This is a genomic window from Myxococcales bacterium (assembly GCA_012517325.1).
GTDB lineage: Bacteria > Lernaellota > Lernaellaia > Lernaellales > Lernaellaceae > JAAYVF01.
Genome location: JAAYVF010000006.1, coordinates 70,931 through 94,490, shown reverse-complemented (window position 1 = coordinate 94,490; position 23,560 = coordinate 70,931). Strand labels below are relative to the sequence as shown.

The window sequence follows — 23,560 nt, the reverse complement described above, 5'->3', positions numbered from 1 at the left end:
GAGCGATAACGTGACGTAAATAAACATTATGTGCATATATATCAATATGTTACATTTGAATTCTAATATATTACTTTACATATCACTCCAAACTAATCAATATATTGGCTATTATTAACAAATAGACCATTCATTCAGAGATTACTTTCCCTCTCCATCTCCATTCCATCCCATTCTTGCTTTTCTTTCTCAAGCCAATGCCCGTAAACGCCGATAAGATAATTGTAAAGTCAGAAATGACAAACGATCTTTTGAAAGCAAACCGTCGCTACTCGAAAGGGCAAACTCATCGCGAGATGAGGACGCAAAGCTAGGGGTCTCGATTCCAGGATTCAAGACAGCCCGGCCGCCGAAAGTAGTTGGGGTTCTTCAGAAAGCGTTTCATCTTTCTCCTCCCCGCCTTTCGAAATCGCGAACGGTCGCGGGAGGATGTTCGATGAAATGCTTTTTCGCTTTAATCATGCTGGTTGCCGTGCTGGCGCTCACCGGTTGCGGCGAAGTGGCCGATCTGCTTGACGGCACGGTGGAAAAATCCGTGACGCTCAATCGTGTTTTTCACGACGGCATCAGCGAACGGAACGTCCAGCATGCACTGATCGTGGAAGCCGTGCGCGTCAGTGGCGGCCAGGCGATCCCGACCGGACTGGTATCCCTGGAAACGCTCGCCGACCGGATCGACATCGACCAGAGCGGCGAAGCCGATGTGCAATTCTTCGTCGAAGGGCATTTGCGCAACAAGAGCGCCCTCGCCGCCCAACTGACCATTTTCGCGATCAGCGAATCAGACCCGGACCTGGCGCCCCGGGAAGTCGGCTCAATCACCCTGGCGGCGGGCGAAACGCGCGAATTGACCGGGGCCGATGAGTTGGACCAGACGCCCGAGGAAATCGACGCGCGACTGCGCGAGCTTTTCGCCACGCTGGGCGCGAACTTCCAATTGACCCCGATCATCCAAGTGACCGGCGGCGACCAGGAAGGCGTTGCCGTGGACTGGATCTTTTTCTCCTCGATGCCCGCGTACCGCCACACCGAGGAAATGTTCGATCCCGCCGAAGTCGGCCAATATCGTAAAAACATCAAGTCGATCGACGAGGTGCGCCTGACCGGCACGATTGCCAACGATGGCGCAAATCTCGCCGAGGTTCGCCTGTACCTGTCGAGCCAGACCGTGCCAAATCCGGAAACCGATCTGGTGGCCCAAGGGACGATCATGCCGAACCAGCAGCTTTACGGTGAGGATCTGCTGGTGGCCGACGGCGCGAAAATCATCACCGAGCGCCTGAAAAATGTGCTCGACGGCGGCGATGCCTTCTATACGCTCGTCATCGTCAGTCGCGACCCGCTGAAAGTCCAAAGCGACCGGCTGCAACTGGCGGTCCAGGTAACCGCCGAACGTGAAATTTTCTGATAATTCGAAAAGCCATAAAAATATTTTAAAATTTTCAGATCGAACACCAATAATCGACGGCAACACTCACATTTCTTTATTATTAAAGACGAATTTTGTTGACTAGGATATGATAATAATGCATCTTTAACCAACGTGATTGACAAGAATAATTTTCCACATCCATCCCAGAAATAGAAATAGCAGGAAATCCAATGAAATCATTTTCCTCGCTTTTTTTCCTCTTTTGGATATTCGCCGGGGTCTTGGCGGTGAATGTTTTCATCGCCTGTAGTTCCGATGACGACGACGACTCGTCTCAAACCGAAACGGCCTGTGATGAAGCCTGCCAAATCATCGGCGATTGCTACCTGAGCGACCAGATTTCCGCGTCGGACTTGGACGATTGCCTTCGCTACTGCACCTTCGAGCTTCAACCCGCCGACCGAACCTGCATTCTCGAAACGGGCAATTGCGCGAAGGTTTCCCTTTGCCTGCCGGACGGGCAATTGGACGATGACGACGACGATGACAACGACGATAACGACGACAATGACGATAACGATGATAACGACGACAACGACAACGATGACAACGACGATAACGACAACGACGACACCACGCCGGTTTACATCACCTGTTATCAGGATCTCGATGGGGATGCGTACGGCAATCCGGATGAAAGTCAGGTTTTCACCGGGGACGCCTGCCCTTCCGGGTGGGTCCTCGACAACACCGACTGCGACGATTCAGATACCCTGACCAATCCGAACGGCCTGGAACTGCCCGCCGACGGGCTCGATCAGGATTGCGACGACCTCGATCTGGCGATCAGCGAATCGACCGGCATCTTCGTTGCGCCGCGCGGCGACGATTTCTATCCCGGCACGATGATCGCGCCTAAAAAAACGATCGCGGCCGGGATCGACGCCGCGGCCGGAGCCGGCAAAGTGGTCTTTATCGCCGCCGGCACCTACGACGAGGCCGTGAACACGACGGTTTCGCTTTTCGGGGGTTTCGAATCGACGAACTGGACCCGAGACATCGTAGCGAATCCGACCATCGTTGCTCCCACGGACGAGTCTCGGGTGTTGAGCGTCAGCGCCGGCAGCACCGCGGCGATTCAAGGGCTTACTCTCACCGGCGGCGAAGGCTCATTGTATTCGTACGGCGCCTACATCGAGGAGGCGGCGACCGCGCTATTGGCCGACAACAATATCGAGGGCGGCGTCGGGCCGCAGAAGTCCTATGGCGTCGAGGTCCGCGACGGCGCGACCGCCTATCTTTTCAATAATCGCCTCGACGGCGGCCAGGGCGTCAATAATTCCTACGGCCTCACGGCGCGCAACGACGCCCGGGTGTTGCTGGCCGACAATCGAATCAGCGGCGGCGACGGCGCGATCGTCACGGTCGCGGTTTATCCGATGACCGCAAGCCAGGTAACCCTGATCGAAAACGTTCTCCTGGGCGGCGCGGCCACTCACGACAGTTTCGCCGTGACGACGGCAGCCGCGATCACCGCGGCAAACAACGTGCTGGACGGCGGGACGGGGCTGACCTCTTCCTGCGCCGTAAAAATTCTGGCCGGCGGTTCGGCGTCGCTGTTGAACAACGATTTTTGGGGAACGCCGACCGTGCACCTGATTTACGACGGCACCTCCTACACCGACGACCTGGCGTCGCTGAACGCGTGCGGCTGGACCGGCTGTCTCTCGGCCAGCGACAATCTCAACGCCGAACCGCTTTTTGTCGACCCGAACAACGGCGACTATCATCTGTTGAGCGGCAGCCCCTGCCTGGATACCGGCGGCGATCCGACGTTGACCTTTCCCGCCTGGCCGGTTTGGTACGATCTGGACCGCGACCTCCGCCCGCTTGGCTCCGGATACGACATCGGCGTCGACGAGCGGCCGCCCGACTGAATAACCACGCGTTCATCTTGGTAAAAGAAGAAAAGAAAGGTCGCCCCGACCGGCCAACCGTCGGAGTCCCGCGGCAGGTCAATCGAACCGTTTGTTCCGGTACTCATCGGTGACGTTGAGTCGGCCGGCGCCTCCACAAGCCCAACAATTGCGAATGACAAACGGTTGCAGCGCTTCTTCCAATCCCCGATGGTGATCCTGCCAGGGGATGGCTTCCGCCGTGGACACCCGCAAGACGCCGTGACCCTTGCACACCGAACAAACAATTGTCGCAGATTGTTTAAACTTTTCTTTCTTCATCCCGATATTCCACGCTACCGCCATGATCCGTTTTCTTTCCGTCCCGATAAACAAATCGGGCGGGCCGGAGGCGCCAGTTCTCCGGCCCGCCGTTTACTTCAGTCGTGATTACGCGCCACAACCCGACGAACCGCCGCCCGATCCGCCGGATCTCGTGTCGTCATCGGCGCCCGTATCGTCGTCGCCCGGCGGCGGAAGGAAGGTGTCGTTATCGTCATTGTCGTCGTTGTCGTCGTTGTCGTCGTTGTCGTCGTCATCGTCCGTATCGTCGTTGTCGTCGTTGTCGTCGTTATCGTCGTTGTCATCGTTGTCATTGTCGTTGTCATCATTGTCATCGTTGTCGTCATCGTCGTCGTCAAGCACTACGTCGGATTCACAGCTATCGCCGGTCATCGGCGCGAAGTCGCCCGCCAAATCCAGAACCGCGAACATGGCAAGGGAAGCGCCGGCTTTTTCGGCATTCTCCAGCCCACCGAGCAATCCGTCCCAGATTCCGCTCAGCGGTCCCGGGTCGGGCCGGCTGAACTTCCCGTTGGTGATGGTCAGCGACGCGGTGGGATTGACGGCGGCTTGCTTGCCGCCCTTGCTTTCGATCGGATCGAAGGTGAAGGTGACGAGGGTCGCCATTTCGGCCGGATCCAGACCGGTCGCCGAGGTTCCGGCGCAATCGATCTGACTTGCCATGATATTCAATTCGCAGACGAAGTCCTCTTCCCAAGACTCCAGAATGCCGCCTTCCAGGGTGTAATCGACGTAGGTCAATTGATCGGAATCGAACGCCAGGCTGAAGCCGATTTCGTCTTCCCCGTCGACTTCGTCAATGACCACCGGAATTTCCACGCCCGGTCCGGTGATCGTTCCCGGGCAATCGGGCGACAGGAAGATCCCCTCGCAAACGTATTCGTCGTTGACGCACTGATCGCCGCTGTCGTCGCACGAATCGACCGTGCAGGGGATGCCGTCGTCGCAATCGCGATCGGGGCCGGTCTGGCAATTGCCGGCGCCGTCGCAAACGTCGTCCACGGTGCAGAACGAGCCGTCCTCACAAGATTCATTTTGCGCTTTGAACTGGTTGGCCGGACAAGCGGCCGAAGAACCCGAACAGGCCTCCGCCACGTCGCAATCGCCGGCCGCGGCGCGACAGATCGTCCCGTTGCCAAGGAAGCCGTTTGCCGGACACGTCGTGGAACTGCCCGTGCAGTTCTCCGCCACGTCGCAATCGCCGGCCGATGCCCGGCAGACCGTACTGGACGGCTTGTACGAGGCCACGCAGGACGCCGAAGTCCCGGCGCAATAGTCGGTCAGGTCGCAGTCGCCGTTCGCCGCCAGACAGACGGTCGAGGAGGAGGCGAAAGCGTCGGCCGGACAGGTCGCCGTCGAACCGGTGCAATTTTCAGCCACGTCGCACACGTTCACCGCCGACCGGCAGACCGTGCTGGACGGTTTGTAGGAAGCCACGCACGTCGCCGAGGTTCCGGCGCAATAGTCGGCCAGGTCGCAGTCGCCGTTCGCCGCCAGGCAGACCGTGGACGAGGAAGCGAAGCTATTGGCCGGGCAAGTCGTTGTCGTGCCGGTGCAGTACTCGGCGACGTCGCAGGCGTTTACCGCCGACCGGCAGACCGTGCTGGACGGTTTATAGGAAGCCACGCACGTCGCCGAGGTCCCGGCGCAATAGTCGGCCAGGTCGCAGTCGCCGCTCGCCGCCAGGCAAACCGTGGACGAGGAAGCGAAACCATCGGCCGGACAAGTCGTCGTTGAACCGGTGCAGTATTCGGCCACGTCGCACACGTTCGTCGCTGACCGGCAGACGGTGCTGGAACTTTTATACTTCGCGACGCAGGTCGCGCTGGTTCCCGCGCAGGTGTCGGCGGCGTCGCAAGGATCGCTGCCGGCCGCCAGGCAAACCGTCGAGGAGGAGGCAAAGGCATCGGTCGGGCAGGTCTGGCTGGAGCCGGTGCAATATTCGGCCACGTCGCAGACATTCGCGGCCGCGCGGCAAATGATCGACGAGGGGCTGTTCGACCAGGAGGTGATGCTCTTGGTGATGTCGCACATGCCGCAGACGCCGGAGGGATTGGTGGCGCCGTTGGCATAGCAGGCGCCGTTGATGAAGCACCCGTCGCAAGCATTGAGCGTCATTTCGAGGTACGGCCCGAGCGGCGGACTTTCCGGCGGGACATCGCCGTCGTAAACCTGGTAACCCATGGAATGTCCGTCGGCGTAGACGTAGAGGTCGTTTCCCAACCAGGTGAATAAGGCCTGGTTATTGGCCGTCCGCAACGAGTTCAGGTCGAGCATGACCATGCCGCTCGAATCGACGACCCGGCTGATGAACGCGCTTTCGGCCGACCCCGAGTACGATTGCAGGTAAACGATCGTCCCTTCGGCCGCGGTGTCCGCGTCACCCAGCGAGACGGCCACCACCATGAATTCCGGCATCACCACGCCGGTGGTGGGCCCGGTATAGGTGCTCCAGGGCGAACCGCCGTTGGTGTAGGCCGTGCCGCCGGAGGTGACGGAAAAATAATAAGTGGTGTTGGGCGCCAGGCTGCCGATCGTCACGTGGTGACTTTCGTCGCTGGTCGTCGAACCGCGGTCGTCATAGGCGGTGTTCGCCAGATTGCCGGCCGTCGTGCCCCAGTGCACGCTGCCCACCTCGTTGTGGCTCAGCGTCGTCCAGGAGATCGTCAACGCCGTGCTGGTGACGTTGGTGACGCAGACCCCGGGCACCCCCATGCACCATGGCTCGCTGGCCATCGCCATGGCCGCGGGCAGGAGCAACAGGGTCAGAATTGCCATCCATTTCCATACCGTCTTCATCATCACTCTCCTTTGCCGCCGTCGCACTACGGCAGCGTAACCACGTGATGGTTGCCATTAAGATTGAACGCGACGCCCGACATCACGATGTCGTAGTAGTAGGTGCCGGCCGAGAGTCCCTCGACCGTCACCGAATGCTCGGTGTCGCGATCGAAATAAAGATCGCTGTCATCAAAGACGACAACCGGCGTGTTGGCCGGATTGGTCCCGTAGAAGAGCAGCCAGCCCGTGGCATCCAGCTTCGAGGTCCAACTGACATTGAACGAACCGGCGTACTTCAGAACCACGAGGTCCAGCGGATTGAAATCGAAATCGGCGATCAATCCGGAGTAATTCGTGTTCTTGACGAAGTAGCCTTCGTCGATTTCGATCGCGAAGTTGTTGTTGGTCGGATACTGGTTGTAATGGATGTTCCACCATTGCGAGCCCGAATCCCAACCATAGATGGAATTGCCCGTGCCGCCCTGGTTCGTCACCTCGGTCAGCACGTTTTGCGCCTTTTCCCATTCGCCGGTCGGGAAGCCCATCAAGGTGTAATCGAAGGAAAACGGCGCGGTGAACAGGTCCTGAATCAACAGACCGGAGGTCGTCCAGTAAGTCGAGGCGCCGTTGATCTCGATGAAGTAGCCGACGCCCGGCTCGATGACGAAATTGTTGTAGGTCGGATATTGGCGATAATGGATGTTCCACCATTGCGCGCCGGCGTCCCACCGCATAATCGACTTCGCCGTGGTGCCGATCTGATCCAGGATGTCCTGGGCCTTGATCGTGCCGGCGTGTTGGAAATGCGGCGTGATCAGCGTGTAGCCGCTGGCCAGCGTGGTCTTGGTCTTGCCGGCGATCTCCGCGCTTAACGCCGTCTTGCCGGTATTGGCCAGGCGGTAATACGTGTCGGCGATCGCCGCCGAGGTGAGATCCTTCCAGCCGCTGGTGACGTTCTGGGCGAAGAGCTGCCAATCGGCCGGATTGGCCGAGAACGGCTTGGTACTCCAATACACGTCGGCCGCGCCGCCGGCCCAGGTCAGGGTGACCTTCCCGTCGGTGCCGACGGTGACGTCGATGCTCACCGGCATGTAGACGGTGAAATTGCCGTCCATGGCGTCGTTGCCGGAAATCGAACCGTCGCTTTTCTTGGCTTCGACCTTGATTCGCAGGCGGCTTTCGTTGATGGCCGGCAGGGTCCAGGCATAACTTCCGGAGTCGGGCGCGTCGGTCGCAATGAGCACCGGATACGTCGCGCCGCCGTCCAGCGAGGCTTTGATGTCCACTCCGGCGACTCCGTTGCTGCCGCCGACCGGGCAAACGCCATAATTCCAGGTGATATTCGCCGTTCCGCCGCCGCCCGGATAGTTGGCCGCCACGGCCGGCGCGGTCACGGACACGAACGGTCCCGAGTTCGGCGGACCGGCGCAGACGCCCGTCCCGTTGCATTGGTCGGGGCTGGTGCAGCTTTGTCCGTCGTTGCAGGTGCTGCCCGCCGGTTGGAAGGCGTCGGCGGGACAACCCAGACTGTCGCCGGAGCAGTACTCGGCAATATCGCAATCCACCGCCGATCCTTGCGAACCGATCGCGCGACAGACGGTGCTGCTCGGGGCGAACATCGGGGTGCAGGTCGCGCTGTCGCCGGCGCAGTAATCGTCGGCATCGCAGGGATCGGAGCCCTTCGCGTTGCACATGAAGGAGGTCGGTTGGAATCCATCCACCGGACAGGTTTTCAACGAGCCGGTGCAGAATTCCGTCACGTCGCAGTTGTTGACGGCGGTGCGACAGGATTGGGTGCTCGGCTTCCATTTTTCGATGCACGCCGCGCTGGTGCCGGCGCAAACGTCATCCGCGTCGCACATTTCCTCCGGATCCGTGCTGGCGGCGTTGCAGACCGTGCCGGCGGGGACAAACGCGTCGACCGGGCACGTATTCGCTGTGCCGTCGCAGCTTTCCGCCACATCGCAGAAAGCCGTCTTGGCGCGGCATTCCGTTCCGCCGGGTTGCTTGGCGTCGGCCGGACAAGCCGCCGCGCCACCGGTGCAGTTTTCCGCCACGTCGCAGATACCCGCCGCGGCCCGGCATTCCAAGGTGGAAGGAGCGAAAGCATCGGCCGGGCAGGTTTTCGCGCTACCGTCGCAGCTTTCCGCCACGTCACAGAAGTCGGCCTTGGCGCGACACTCCGTCCCGCTGGGCTTCACTTCGTCGCTCGGGCATAGCGCGCCGGTCCCGGTGCAATTTTCAGCCACATCGCAGATGCCGCTCGAGGCGCGGCATTCCACGGTCGGCGCGACAAAGGCGTCAACCGGGCAAACCGAGGAAGTACCGGTGCACATTTCCACCACGTCGCAAATCCCCGCCACGGGGCGGCAGACCGTGGCCGTCGAGGCAAAGGCGTCGGTCGGACAATAGGTATGCGTTCCGTCGCAAGACTCGGCGACGTCGCAAATCGTGGCTTCCGGACGGCAGAGAGTGGCCGCCGCGACCGGCGACCAGGTGCTGCGCGAACGGGTGATGTCGCAGATTTCGCAGGTGTCGACAAGCGGCGAGGTCGGCGTCGGCTTGGTGCCGTCGGTGTAGCAGACCTGGTTGATGAAGCAGCCGTCACAATTGTTGAGGATGATCGACGGGATGTCGTCGGCGATGTTTCCCTCGTAGGTGCTGAAACCATCCTGCGCGCCGTCGGCGAACACAAAGATGTTGTCCGTACCTTCGTAGGAGAAATAAGCGCCCAGATTGGCCTCGCGGAAGTTGCCGAGCGGCACGCCCCAGACGCCGCCGTCATCGTCTTTCAAAACCGTCGACAGCCAGGCGCTCTCCCCGAGCGACGGATTGGGCGCCTCGGCCAGGTCGTTTTTCAGTTTGGCGTACACCAAGGTGCCCTTGGAGGCTGTCGCGCCGTCCTGGAGAAAGACCTGCATCATCTTGTCGTCGAAGGCCGGGATGCCGATCGAGGGCGCGGTCGTTACGCTGAACGGCTGCGCGCCGTTGCGGTGCGTCACGCCACCCGAGACGACTTCGTAGTAGTAGGTCGTTCCCGGAGGAGTGGGCAGACTGGCCAGCGTGATGTGGTGATTTTCGTCGTAGATGCCGGCGCCCCGGTCGTCGGAGGCGGTCTGATTCAGGTTGGTCGGCGAAGTGCCGTATTTCAAATAGCCCTTTTCATTGGCCCCGAAGGTGGACCAACTGACGGTAAACTGCCGCGTCGAGACGTTGGTCAGGCAGATTTGTCCGGCGTCGCCGCGACAGGCCGGCGCCACCGTGCCGGGTTCGGCGGTGTCGTAATCGCCGAACAACACGTAATTGGAAACGCTGTTGCCCAAGCCGTGGGGGTTTAATGAGGCATGATACGGACCGGTCGCGTCGCCCCACCAGGATTGGCGGGCGTCGACGTCCGTTCCCGATCCGGCGGCGACCTCGACGCCGCCCAAAGCGTTGCCGTAAATGCTGTTGTAGCGCAGGTCGACCGCGACGCGGGTGACTTTGTTGATCCAGACGCCTCGGCCGAGGTTGTGCGAGAACTTGTTGCCGGTGATGGTCGCCGAATTCAGTTTCGCGCTCCTGATGTACAGACCCGCCTGGTCGCCGAGGTTGTTCGACGAATCGTTATCGCGGACGATCAGGTTGGTGTATTCGCCGGCAAAGATGCTGATGCCGCCGTGGTCGTCGTATCCGGCGGGCCCACCTTCCACCCCGGTGATCGTGTTGTCGGCGATCAACGCGTTGGTGGTCACTTCGCCGGTTTTTCCCCATAACACGATGCCGCCTTCGAAGCAGCCGTCCAGCGTATTGCCGACAATCGTGGGCGAGTTGGATAGATCGAGGCCGGTGAAGTTGACGCCGGCCCAGATGCAGTTGGCCGGCGCGTCGGTGATGTGGTTGTTCAGGATGCGGGCGTTGTGCGAACCCTTGGCGACCCAGATGTCGCCGTCGGTCAGGGTGTTGTTTTGAATCAACGCGTTGGTGCTGTAATTCAAGTGGAAGCTGTCGGCCGGTTCGCCGTTGATCACCTCGTACGTGCTGTCCTCGATGATCGCCCCGTCGGTTTCGCTCAGCCGCGCGCCCAGGGTGGTATCGACGAATTCCACCTCATGCAGGTGCAAGCCGGTGAGGATGGTGCCACCGGGAACCCCGCTGTAGCTTTCCGCGCCGCGCGCCAGCACACCGTAGCCGTAGCAATTGGTCCGGTCGCCTTGGAAGTTTTTGATTTTCAGGTGATCGATGGTGACGTTGTTCGCGGTGACCAGAATGCCGCGCGGCCAGTTGTCGCCGACGCCGCCGGCGTCGCACGTCTGACCGTAGTCGCCCGGATTGGCGCCACCGTCGATCGTGGTGGTTCCCGTCCCCTGCCCGCGCAGGATCAGCGATTTGCTGATCACGAGCGGATCGTCGACGGGGAAGATCGCGTCGGCCAGCAGAACCACGTCGCCCGGATCTGCGGCATCCAGCGCGTTCTGGATGTTGCCGCCCGAACCGACTTCGCAATCCTGGCCGTTTGCCGTGTAATCGCAGGTGTCGTTCGTTTCGTTGCAGGCATCGTCCGTGCACGTCACCTTGTCGTCGCAGCTATGCGCCGTGCCGCCGCAGACGCCGGCCGTGCAGGCATCGTTGTCCGTGCAGAACTGCCCGTCGTCGCAGGTGTTGGTGTCGTCGTTGTTAAAGGTGCAGCCGGTCGTCGGTGCGCACGAATCGTCGGTGCAGGGGTTGCCGTCGTCGCAGGTGAGCGCGGCGGTCGTCACGCACTGATCGGCGCCTTCGTCACAGGAGGTGATGCCGTCGCAGACATTGCTGTTTTCGGGACACGGATCACCGGCGTGGACCGTGCAGGTTTTGTTTTCGCAGGTGTCGGCGCCGTTGCACCAGACCCCGTCATCGCAAGACGCCGCGTTGGCGACATTCACGCAGCCGGCAACCATATCGCAAGCGTCGTCGGTGCAGGGATTGCCGTCGTTGCAATCGAGCGGATTGACGTGCAACGAGCAGGTGCCGCCGCTGCATGTATCCGCGCCGTCGCAAACCGTGCCGTCATCGCAGGAAACCCCGTCGTTCGGGACGAACGCCGTCGCGCCGGCCGTCGCGCAGATCAGGCAGACGTTGAGCGGATCGGTCTGGCTGACGAGATAGCAGACGCCGGCCACTTCGCAGCCAGGACACGGCAGAGTGCCGGCCGGTTTTGCCAGCACGGTGCCATAGTTCACGCGATCGGTTACCGCGTCGCCCAGTCCGTTCGGATTGCTCGGATGCCGCGGACCAGTGTAGTTGCCCCACCAGTTGCTGGTGGCGTCAACACTGACCGGCGAGCTTTTGGTCAAATCGACCTGCACGCCGTAATTGGCATTGCCGAAAATATTGGAATTGTGAATGGCCACGTTTTCGGTCGTGCCGACATTCTCGCTGATGTACACACCAGCGTCGCCGCAACCAGTTATCTGGTTGTCAACGATCGTGATGTTCTTTCCCTTGACGGCGATGCCGCGCGATGTGTTGTTGTCAAGCTTGTTGTTTTGAATCGTGACCTGGTTGGTGGTGCCCCACAAATTTATTCCGGTTTTATTGCCGGAAAAATCGTTGTCGGTAATGGTCAGGTTGGTGTTGCCGCTGCCGCCGAGACCGTTATTGCCGGTAAAACCATTGGCTTTGTTGCCGTGAACCGTGCAGGCATCGCAGGTACTCAAGTTGATGCCTGCCGCATCGGCTGCGTCTCCGGAACCGGTGAGCGCGAAAGTGTTGCCTTCAATTGTCACCTTGTTGAAGGTGCCTTGATTCGCCACGATGCCGTTTTTATTGATGGTCATGCGATTTTGCGCGAAATCGACTCCGACGGTATTGGGATGGCCTTTGTAAAGAATTCCCAGCCAACCATCGAAGATGTTGTTGAGGATCGAAAGATCGTCATCCCAGGCCCGAACAATGCAGGAGTCGGCGTAGGGACTGGTATGAATACTTTTCAGTGTGAACCCATCGATCTTCACGCCGGAAACGCCGAGCGGGATCTCCACCAGCACATTTGGATTGACCACGCTCATCCCAACATCCGTCAGAATCGACTCCACCAGCGGATTATCGCGCTCTCCGACCGGCGTCGGGTCGTTGCCGTACTGTGCGCCGCGCAGTTCGACGCTTTTACTTACATTCAACCGTTCGGTGAAGGTTCCGGAAGCGACGTTGACCGTCCAACCGGTCGCACCAGCCGCATTGATGCCGCGCTGAATGCTGCCGCTGGTCGGAGTGACGTATAGGTTGTCGGCGACCCAGGTGACCAGGCCGAGTTCCGCATCGTCCAATTGGTGATCGATTTTGTCTTCGATCGCGAACGGATCGGTGACGCCGGTAAAGACGGCACCGGTGGCGTCAACCGTCGCATTGGCTTTGCTGTAACTGGTCGAATTGCCATGGCGCCCAAGCTGGATGTACTTCGGATAGGCGCCGCTGAAACTCACCCCGTCGAGGTCGAGCGCCGGCGGGGTCGTCGCCTGATATAGAGTGCCGAGGAACAGGCCCGCCGGTGCGGAGGAATCGAGAATGACGTTCTCGAAAGACACGGCCGCCATGTCGGTGTACCGCGTCAACACCAGGGCTGCCGACGGATAGGTGCCGACCATGGCTTGCAGGCCGGTGATGGTGATGTTTTTGAACGACATGGTGCCCGCCGGGGCCAGCGTGCCGTTACCGGATACACGGATGGCCGATTCGGCGTTGTTGCTCGTGACGGCCGTATCCGAAATTTCGAGATTGCCGTTGAATCCCGTCAGAACGATATCGGCGTCGGTGCCCACCCCCGACGCATTGTTTTGAACGGTTGCATTCTTAATCGCGACGTTCGTCAGGGTTCCGCCGAGCGCCAAGAAGCCGGCGATAGTATTGTTCGAGAGAGTAGCGCCGTCGACGGTGAGCCCGTCCAGGACCGTCGCGGTGCTCTGGATCTGAACGCCGGCGGAATTGCCGGTCGAAACGACATCCTCGAACAACAGATCCTCGTAAGTCGACACTTCGCGAAGGTTGATGCCCGGCTCGGTGTTGCCGACGGTCGCCACGTTATTGAGCGTCACCCATTTGATGGTGGCGTTCGAGTCGAAACGCACGCCTTGCGCCGCGCCGGTGACCCGTAAATCTTTGATGACGGTGCGATCGGTCGCGCTCGCGCCGCTGCCGGCGGAAACAATGGTGATGCCGTGGCCGCTTGACGGATCGATGATCGTATCGACTCCCGGATCGGCGCCGCTGCCGGCGCCGTCGAGAATGAGATACTTATTAATCGTCAGGTTTTCGGCAAACGTTCCCGCGACTACTTGAACCGTCGTGCCGGGATTGACGATATTGATCGCATCTTGGATCTTGCCGCCCGCGGTAACGACACAGGGGTTGACGCTCGAGTCGTAACGGGTGACGCACTGGTTGGTGTTTTCGTCGCATTCCTCGATCGTGCAGGAAATGTGATCGTCGAGGTAACCGCAACTGATCGGCGAAGCCGCGACGCAGCCGACAGCCGGATCGCAGGTTTCCGCACCGTTGCAATAGAGGCCGTCGTCGCAATTACGCGCCGTGCCACTCGCGCAGGCGCCGCCGTCGCAGGTGTCGTTGACCGTGCAGGCGTCGCCGTCGTCGCAGGGATCGGTGTTGTCGGCATGCTGGCAGCCGGCCGTCGCCTCGCAGGAGTCGTCGGTGCAAAGGTTGCCGTCATCGCAATCGAGCGGATTGACGTGTAACGAGCAGGTGCCGCCGTTGCAGACATCCGCGCCGTCGCAAACCGTGCCGTCATCGCAGGAAACCCCGTCGTTCGGGGCGAACGCCGGCGCTCCGGCCGTTGCGCAGATCAGGCAGACGTTGAGCGGATCGGTCTGGCTGACGAGATAGCAGACGCCGGCGATCAGGCAGCCGGGGCATTCCAGCCCGCCGTTCGGCGCCTTGCTCCACTCCTGGGTCGGATCGCCCGGATTTGACGCCACGCCGAACAGCACGTAATCGGTAACCGGACTGCCGAGGCCGGCGGTATTGGTCGAAACGTGATACGGCCCGGTGTAATCGCCCCACCAGTTGCCGGTGGCGACCACCGCGCCGGCCGGATTCGTCGCGACCTGAACAACTTTAATGCCGTATTTGGCGGGCGTCGGCCGGGTCGCGTCGTTATCCAGAATGTTGTTGCCCTGGAACACGAGATTGACCGGGAACGCTACGCCTTGATAGCCGACCGGCGTCCCGCCGATGCCGCCGTTGCTGGCCGTCGAATAATACAACTCGGTCAAGTCGAGGCGCACCCCGTCCCACCGCAGGTAACCGCCCGCGCCCGAGCCGTTGTTCTGGATCAAGTTCCCCGTGAAGGTCATTTCACCATTCATCGGGCCGAGGTAGATGCCGTTCTTTTCGTTGTCGCGGATTTCGTTGTTTTCCACGAGCAGGTACTTGCAGCCCGCGGCATCGGCGTTGAGCTTGTCGCTGCCGGCGCGCTGGCAAGTGAGGCCGTTGCCATACTTGAGCATTCCGTTTTCGGAGACGTCGCGCCAACCGATATTCGTGATCATATTGTCGCGGATGATCATTGGATCGGCCACGGTGCCTTGTACGCCGCCGGCCAATTCGATGCCCGACCGGTGATTGCCGGTGATTTCGTTGTTTTCGATAATCGAACCCGCGTAGTGACCGGCGTACACCGTGCCGCCGTGGTAGGTCGGTCCGTACGGGCCGACCAACATGATGCCGCAACCGTCGCCCTTGGCGTCGAATATTTTATTGTTGTTGACCAGAAGCTTGAGGTGGCCGTAAGTCGGGCCGGCGTTGCAGATTCCGCTGCGCCCATAGGTGCCGTTTTGCGCGGCGTTGGTGTTGGGGCCCAGGACGCAGTTGGTGATTTCCAAACCGGAAGTCGCCGAGGTGTGTTGGGCGATCTGAATCAAGTCGCGGTACTGCGGATAGGTACCGCCGGTGCCTGCGACCTGGCTTTCGACCACCAGGCCATCGAGCGTCACCTTGCCGCCGAAAGAAAACAACGTCGCACTGACGTTGCCGATCGCCGCATACCCGCCGATGCCGATTACCGGCCACATGATGTCCGTACTGGGATTGAGGATGGTTTCGACCGCCGGATCGTAGGCATAGCCGGTCGGGATCGGATAGCCTTTCTTGGGGACGCCATGCGTGGCGCCGAGCAAGGTCAAGGCTTTCTTGATCAGAATCCGTTCGTCATACAACCCCGCGTGGGCCTCGACGGTGCCGCCTTCGCTCACCAGACCAATCGCCTCCTGGATGCGACCGGTCGTACCGCTCTGCGCGCCGGCGGCGCCGACGTGCAAATAGGTCAGATCGGGCTGAAAACCGGGGTCAGTCGATTGGTCGTCGCCGGTATCGAGCCACGGCGTGTAATCGAGATTCGGATCGACATCGAAGAAAGACGCAACGATCGTGGGATCATCGGAACCAAGCCAGTTGCCGGAGAGATCCAACATCCCGGCGCCCGTCGTCGCGGCCGGCCAGGTCACGATCGAGGCGTTGTCGGCCAGGTTATTGAGATTTGCGGCAATCGCCGCGCCCGGAACATTGGCGGTGGTGCCATAAGGCGACTGGATGCCATAGATCGCCGCATCGTTCATGCCGGAAATTTTATTGTTCTTGATCAGAATGTCGTGCATGTAACCGGCTAAATAGATTCCGTGATTATTGACCACCGATGGGTCGGTGCTTCCCTCGAAGAGATTGTCTTCAATATCGATACCCGAGAGCGCGGCCGAACGGCCATCGCCATTGTTATCGTTGCGCAAGCGGATTCCGTTGACGTTGGTCGGCGCATTGAGAAAACTGTTGTTTTTGATCTCAATGCTCGAATAGCCGCCGGTTCGATTCGCGACGGAATAGTAACCGCCGATAAAAGTCACTCCGGCATACGGGTTCGTGTTGACCGGAGATGGAGTGTAGAGATCAAAGGTGTTGTCGTTAAAGGTTTGCTTGGCGCTGACGTTCACTCCGTTGTAGGTCATGTAAATGACGCCGATGCCATAAGCCCCCATTTCGAAGGAATTATGACTGGTATCGGTAGCGCCGGTATACAATTCATACAGCAGCGGTTGAAAGCCAACGTTCGTGACCGTGTTGTATTGAAAAACGATGTTCGCACTGCGGTTGTAAGCGTACAACGCGGCATCGCAACGGTTGGAACCCAAAAATTTATTATGGGTCAGATAGATGGTGTGCGTATCCGCCTTGGCCGTAATGCCGAAAACGTAATCGCCGCAGTTGAAGGCGGAGGTGATTTTCATGGTGAAGCCATCGACGGTTAAATCGCCGGTCAGCGTGCCGGAAATGGCCAAGGCCGTTTTCGTAGCGGCGTTTGCCGAGTCATCGATTATTGATTGATCGATGCCGGCGCCTTGGAGAGTAAGCGCTTTGGCGATGGTCAAGGCTTCCGGATAGGTTCCGGCGCCGACATTAACCGTACCGCCCGCCGGAGTCGCATTTATGGCGTTTTGGATACTGCCGCCATGGGTCACGTTGCAAACCGTCCAGGGCGGCGTTTGCGATTTAGCCGCGTGCGTGCAGGCGCCCGAACCGTTGCAGACATCATCGGTACAATCGACGAAGTCGGTGCCGCAGGCGGTGCCGAGCGTTTTATTCGGGTGAGTGCAGGAACCCGCATTACACGTGTCCTCGGTACATTCGTTAGCGTCATCCGCGCAAACGGCGCCGTTGTTATTCGTCCAACCGTTCGGATTGGCCGCCACATTGCACACCAGGCAAATATTGTCGGGCTTGGTCGTGCCGTCGGGGTAACAGACACCGTCAATCGCGCAGCCGCCGGCGGCGCAAGATTCGCAATCGCCGGTCACCCAATCGCAAGTTTCCGCGCCCGGGCATGATTTCGGAGTGAAGACACAACCGGAAGTCGCGACGCAGGTATCTGTCGTGCATTGATTGCTGTCGTCGCAATTCAATGGTATCCCACTCGCGCAGACACCCGCCTGGCAGGTGTCGTTCGAGGTGCAGGCGTTGTCGTCGGTGCATAAAGCGCCATTCGCCTTGGGGGTCCAAACCGTGGGAGCCGCAAGGTCACAGAATAAACAACTGTTAATCGGATTGGTTTCGCCGGCGAAATACCAGGAACTGCCGATTTCGCAAGTGCCCGTCGGACAGGTATCGGGGCTGCAGGAATAGGCGGAACTCAGATAGCTTCCGAAATCAACCAGATCCGTGACTGGATTTCCCGTTCCCGTGACGTTGTCAGGAGAATGATAGGGGCCGCTCGGATCGCCCCACCAATTGTTCCGGGCATCGACCATCGTGCTCGCCAGGTTTTTAATGCCATACGCGGTATTCCCGAGAATATTGCCATCGTGAATGGTCGGCGCGACGGTGTTGTTGGAATTCACCTGGATACCGACATTGGCGCCCGTAACGGTGTTCCCCACCAAGGTTACCGGGTGCATCGCCGAAAGCTGAAGACCATATTGGGATCCGGATACGGAATTGTGGGCCAGGATCACCGATCCGGGAGTCCATTGGTCATTGACCATGATGCCGACAACGGGATTGGTGGGCGCGAGTGTGAGCGTATTGTTACTGACCGCGGTATCGGCACAATCGGTATGCACAAAAATGCCATAGGAACTGGCGCCGGCGATATCATGCAGGACATTGTCATGAATATTGACCTCGTCCGTGCCGCACAGTTCCAGCGTCCCATCCCACGCTTCCGCGCCGATCGCGATCGCTTCCTGATTTTGCCTGGCAATGTTGTAAACCGCGTTATGGTCGATTTCGATGTGCTTTCCGAAGGTAATATTGAGCCCGTAGGTGGGGCCATAGCCGTTGGTGGAATCAACTCGAGTCGAAGTGCCGATATCATGGATCGCGCAATTGGTGACGCGGACGTTGGTCGGGATGTTATCCAAATCAGAATTCAAACCGATCCAAATCGCCCAGGCATACCACCCTCCGGTAAAAGCGGCGTTGCTCATATCGAAACCGTCGACGGTGACGTCATCGGCGTCGATCGTCATCATATAAAAATGATGGCTTGCCGAGTTCAAAGCGCCGGTAAGAAACGTATTGGCCGCGCCAGCGGGAGCGGTCAAAGTCAGTGATTTCGCGATCGCCACGCTTTCGGCATAGGTTCCGGCCTCGACACTCACCGAGCCGCCCGGGTACACCAGGTCGACCGCTTCGCTGATCCGGCCGAGCGTGCTCGGTAGTTGCGCACCGGCATCGTCGACATGCAAAACAGACAGATCGGCCTGGAAGCCCGGGGCGGTCGATTGGTCGTCGCCGGTATCGAGCCACGGCGTGTAATCGAGCGTACCCGCCAGCTTACCCGCGACCAGGACGCCGTCGGTTTCGCCGAACCAGTTCGCGCTGGCGTTGGGCGTCGTCTGGCAATTGTTCTGAATTTCCTTGGCCAGACTGCCCGTGAAGGAATTGTGCTCGATGACCACGTTCGTGGGGGTCAGGTTGTTTTTCCCGGGTTCGCCGAGGAAGAGCGCATTTTGATTGCCGCTGAAGAAATTCCCGCGCACGGTGACGTTGCTCAGCGTGGCGGCATTGGCGCCGCTGTAACTACCGTCGTCGCGCGCCTTGAAGGCCAACGCGGCGCCGCTCGTCGAACTCATCATGCCGGATGCGTTGAAGGTCGAATTTTCAACGGTGATGTTCGCGTAATTCGCGTATTTCAGGTTCAGTTCCAGGCCCGCCGCAAATTCATTGCAGGGTTGTGTTGCGTTGTACCAGATTGGGCAGGCGCCGGAGCTGTCGACGGAAATCCGACTAAATGTCGCGTTGCTCAGCTTTTCGAGGTTGATCGCTTTGTAGCCGTTGTTGTCGAAAGTGGAGTCTTCCACCAGCACATTGGTGATGTCGGTCACGCCGTCGGTGGTGGTGCGCTGGGCGTACCAGCCGCGATTGTTGAAATCGAAGTGGGAGTTGGTGATCTGCAGGCCGTCGATCGTGGCCCGCTTGGAAACCCGAATGCCCATGCCTGAGTTGGCTTCAATGTTGTGATCGAAGCTCGAATCGCTGACCGCCAGGTCGGTGACGGTGATGATGGTGCCGCCGGCGGCCTCGAATTCGAGCCCGTTGACGCCGGCGGTCGCCACGACGTTATCGATGGCGATGTGGCTGACCGACGTGTCGAAATAGATGCCGGCGTAGGAGTCGGTGAACCGCAGATCCTTCACCGTCAGCCGATCGCTCGCCGAAGTTCCGCTGGCGCGGATGAAAGCGCCCTTTTGCGCCGCGGTCCCGGTTCCCGGCGCGTCGATGATCGTGGCGGTCGCCGGATCGTCGCCGCTGCCCGCGCCTTCCAGAATGATTTTCTTGTTGATGGTCAGACTTTCGGCAAAGGTACCCGCCGCGACCTGGATGGTCGTGCCGGGATTGACGATATTGATCGCCGTCTGGATGCTACCGCCCGCGGAGACCACGCAAGGATTCACCGCCGGATCGTACGTGTGCGCGCATTGATCCGTCGCTTCGTCGCAGGCGTCGATGGTGCAGGAAATGTGATCGTCGATCGCGCAATCCGGCGGCGTGCCGGCGACGCAACCGGAAGCCGGATCGCAGGTTTCCACGCCATTGCAGTAAAGGCCGTCGTTGCAGGTCGGCGCGGCCGAAGTGACGCACTGGTCCCCGGCTTCATCGCAGGAAGTCATCCCGTCACATACATTGCCGTTTTCCGGGCAAGGATTGCCGGCACTGTGGCAGGAGCCGCCGCTGCAGGTGTCGGTGCCGTTGCAGTAAATACCGTCATCGCAAGAAGCCGTGTTCATGACGAGCATACAGCCGTTTTCGATGTCGCAGACATCATCGGTGCATGGATTGCCGTCATTGCAAGCTGCGTTGTTCGGCGTCGATTCGCAAGAATCCGTCGCCTCGTCGCAACTATCGACGGTACAATCCACGCCATCCGAACAGACGATCGGCGTGCCGCCGCCGCAAACGCCGGCGGAGCAAGTCTCGCCGTCGGCGCAGAACAGCAGGCCTTCGCAGGAGATACCGTCGGCCGCATTCGACCAGACGGTAATGTCCAGCGACGAATTGCAGGCCTGGCAAGGATTCACGGGGTTTCCGTCGCCGTTCTCATACCAATTTCCGTCAACGTAACAACCGCCGGCCCACGGATTGAAGGTCACGAGTCCCAACGCGCCGTTATCGACCTGATGGAGAATCCGGGATTCCGGATAGGCGCCCCAATCATTGTAGGTTGCCGTGATTGCGTTGTTGCAGTTCTGGAGAAGCAGCGAGTGGTTGTCGCCCCCCGTCGCACGAATGACGTTCGTTTTTCCCGCCGCACCGCCGATCGTCAATTCGATGGTCCGGGTTGCGATATAGGAAGGATCTTTAAAGGCGCGAATGCCCGTTTCGAAACCAGACAGATCGTTGTTTTCGACCACCGCCGTCAGCACGGTGCCGAAGATGGAATTGTAGGCATACGCGTCGATCCCGATGGATCCGACGGCGTTGGTGCCCGTAATTGTATTGTTGCGAATCAGATAGCCATCGGCGATGTCTTGTGGTTTCAACAACATACCCGTCGTCGTCGCCTGGATTTCATTGTTTTCGATGGTGATCAACTGACGCGAGTACCGCGCTTCGAGACCGCGCACGACGTTGGTGGCTTTATTGCCGGAAAAGACGACCGGGTTGCCGCTGTTGACTCCGTTGACCAACAGCGCGCGACCGCTGTTTTCGATCGTGTTGTCGATCAGGTACCGGGTAGTCGATCCGGTGCCGATACCCCAAGTGCTGATCGCCGCTTCGCTGTTGTAAACGTAGTTGTTGCTGATCGTGCCGTCGCTCGTGTCGAGATACATGCCAAAATAGACGTCGTGGACGATATTCCGGTCCAGCGTGATTGCCGTCGGTAACGGTGACGATATGCCTTCGACATAAATGCCCCCGCCCTGCGTATTGCCGCTGGACGAGTCGCTGGTGTAGTAATCGCCGCCGGACGGAACATTGGAAAACCCGTAGGCCGTGCAGTACTGTACCACTATGTCATGCAGGCCCAGTCCGCCCGTGTTGACGACGTAAATCCCGTACCGGGCATGCAACCCGCCGTTATCGCCGGTGACCGTCAGGTGTGAAATCGTGGCATTCGAAGCAACGACTTTTAAAACCGCATCGGTCGTCGCGCTGCCGGTAGCGGGCGGTTGAATAATCGTCAACGATTGATTGGTGATCATTGGATCGGCGGTGGGATCGTTCTGGTCGGCGCCGATCAAGGTGACTGATTTGTTAACGTTGACGAATTCCGTGTACGTTCCGGCCGCGATCTGGATGGTCGTGCCATTGGCGGCGACGTCGATCGCCCGTTGAATGCTGGAAAACGCGTTGAAGCCGTAATATTTGCCGCTGCCGGCGACGACTTCCTCGCCATCGCTTTTCCCCGACCACGACCCATCGACAAAGAAAGTCCAGTTGGCGGGAGTCGCCAAACCGAGGCGGTACTCGTTGGGCGATTCGTAATCGCGCCCCGAGAACCACATCTTGAGTGCGCCATTTACATTGACGACCCAGGAAGCATACGTGCGGTCGTCACGCCAGGCGACGCCGTCACTTACGGTGAAGATGGCCCCACGCGGATCACGCGTCCATACCAAGCCGTCTCGGGAAACGGCATGGCCGATGCCCAAGTTCATCGTGGTAATGCCGCCCGAGTACCACATCTCGAAGCCGGTCGCGGTCTTGAAAACCGTCGGTCGCGACACATAGCCGCAATCCCAGGCGCAGCCGGCCGGGCAATCCCAGGTGCCGTTCCATTGATAGCCGGCCCCAGCCAGTACCGGGTCCGCGTAACCGTCCGCGTCGGAATCATAGGGCGTCCATAAAATTCCGTTGGCCGAATAGGCCAGACCAATGCTTTCCTTGCCGCCGTTCGATCCGTCGTAATACATGGCGAAGGTATAATCGTATGGATTGGTGCCGGAATTGGTCGCGGATGCATTGTAAAGAACTTCCACCGATCCGTAGGATCCGCGATTCCAGGTAGCGGAACTGTATTCACCGCTTTCACCGACCACCTTTACCGAGCCTTGCTGCAAAGGCTGATCGTTGTACCAGACCAAGCCGTCGGCGGATTCCGCGTAATAAATATCGGTGATCGCGTACGCGAGATCATGCCAATACCAGATGCGATATTTCATCGTCGCCGACGACGGATTGGTGCCGCTGTTGGCGCCGGTGAAACCGGAGGAGAAATACTTGACCGTGGTATGGGCCTGATTGCCGGACAACCCGGAAAGCGAGCCGACGCGGGTCCAGGTGATTCCATCCGTCGAAGAATAGAGTTCGCAGCTCGATGCGGCGTCGTACCACATCCGGTAAAGAGGCGTGGCGGTGCCGAACCCCGCCGCGTCATAGATGACAGTCGGGTAATAAGCTTTGTGGGGAATGCTGGCGAGCGGCAGGGAGGAATATTCGACCCAGTCGCCCAGCGCCGCCTCCAGGGGTGGCGGAGTTTGCGGGTCTTCCTTGACCGGTTTGAAAACGTCGCGCAGGCCGCGGATACGGTCGATGAACCGCACCTTGCGGACCGTCGCTTGATTCGCCGGTTGGGTAGCCGCCACCGAGTTTTGCAGCCCGGGAGCCGAAACCGCGAGCGAATCGACGTGAATCACGCCCTTTTCCGCCAGGATCAGCGCGCCGGAGACGGCGGCGCCGGCCACGGCGGCCACCAACATCAGAAGGGCCAGCATTTTAACGGTCTTCATCTTCCTTCATCCTTCCCGCAAAGATTGCCCAAACATTCCGGGACATGGGGCTTCGCGTGGGAGCGAATCGTTGGTTGTTTGCCTGCCGCATGTCACCGCTCACAATTCAACGGAAGGCCCGCGTTTTTTACCGCTTTCGCGGGCCTCCCTGGTTTGACCTTCCTCAATCTTTCGACGCAGTTCATCCGCTTCGGACGTGCGCTTCTCGGCCATCATTTCGGCGTAGACCTCGGGGAAATGCTTCTTCAGGCACGCCGGGCAGATGCCGTGGGTGAATTGCGGGTTTTCGTCTTTCTGTACGTAGATCGTCACGTCGCGCCAATGGCCGTTTTGGTCGCGCCATTGACCGCAGTGACTACAGACCGGCGTGAGACCGTTGAGCCGGGCGCGCAACGAATCCGACGGCAGGTACATGATCCGCGCGAAAACCTGCATTTTCCCTTTCACCTTCACGCTCCCCT

General features: G+C 59.6%; 6 protein-coding genes and 1 riboswitch. Of the genes, 2 read left to right on the top strand and 4 right to left on the bottom strand.

Annotated features, from left to right (window positions below; translation table 11 throughout):
- The first annotated feature begins 269 nt into the window (after positions 1-269).
- Positions 270-354: riboswitch (cyclic di-GMP riboswitch) on the top strand.
- Positions 355-436: 82 nt separating this feature from the next.
- Both GX444_00805 and GX444_00800 read left to right on the top strand, forming a co-directional pair.
- Positions 437-1,408, top strand: a complete 972-nt coding sequence (locus GX444_00805) for a hypothetical protein (protein NLH47120.1) — start codon at positions 437-439, stop codon at positions 1,406-1,408.
- 194 nt (positions 1,409-1,602) lie between these two features.
- Positions 1,603-3,309, top strand: coding sequence for a right-handed parallel beta-helix repeat-containing protein (locus tag GX444_00800; protein ID NLH47119.1), 1,707 nt, complete (start codon positions 1,603-1,605; stop codon positions 3,307-3,309).
- Between the two features lie 78 nt (positions 3,310-3,387).
- Here GX444_00800 and GX444_00795 read toward each other — a convergent pair whose 3' ends face one another.
- From GX444_00795 to GX444_00780, 4 genes are all read right to left on the bottom strand, one after another.
- Complete coding sequence (locus GX444_00795) at positions 3,388-3,633, bottom strand: hypothetical protein (GenBank protein ID NLH47118.1); 246 nt, start codon at positions 3,631-3,633, stop codon at positions 3,388-3,390.
- Positions 3,634-3,717: 84 nt separating this feature from the next.
- Positions 3,718-6,429 carry a hypothetical protein gene (locus tag GX444_00790; protein ID NLH47117.1) on the bottom strand — a complete coding sequence of 904 codons (2,712 nt, stop codon included), beginning with the start codon at positions 6,427-6,429 and terminating at the stop codon, positions 3,718-3,720.
- 26 nt (positions 6,430-6,455) lie between these two features.
- A complete protein-coding gene (locus tag GX444_00785) occupies positions 6,456-23,099 on the bottom strand; it encodes a hypothetical protein (GenBank protein ID NLH47116.1) in 16,644 nt (5,547 codons plus the stop codon).
- Between the two features lie 99 nt (positions 23,100-23,198).
- Positions 23,199-23,546, bottom strand: a complete 348-nt coding sequence (locus GX444_00780) for a hypothetical protein (GenBank protein NLH47115.1) — start codon at positions 23,544-23,546, stop codon at positions 23,199-23,201.
- Positions 23,547-23,560: the final 14 nt, after the last annotated feature.

What these genes read in the sequence shown, in the direction of transcription:
- GX444_00805 (NLH47120.1), top strand. Translation starts at nt 437, where the DNA reads ATGAAATGCTTTTTCGCTTTAATCATGCTGGTTGCCGTGCTGGCGCTC.
- GX444_00790 (NLH47117.1), bottom strand. Translation starts at nt 6,429, where the DNA reads ATGAAGACGGTATGGAAATGGATGGCAATTCTGACCCTGTTGCTCCTG.
- GX444_00800 (NLH47119.1), top strand. Translation starts at nt 1,603, where the DNA reads ATGAAATCATTTTCCTCGCTTTTTTTCCTCTTTTGGATATTCGCCGGG.
- GX444_00795 (NLH47118.1), bottom strand. Translation starts at nt 3,633, where the DNA reads ATGGCGGTAGCGTGGAATATCGGGATGAAGAAAGAAAAGTTTAAACAA.
- GX444_00785 (NLH47116.1), bottom strand. Translation starts at nt 23,099, where the DNA reads ATGAAGACCGTTAAAATGCTGGCCCTTCTGATGTTGGTGGCCGCCGTG.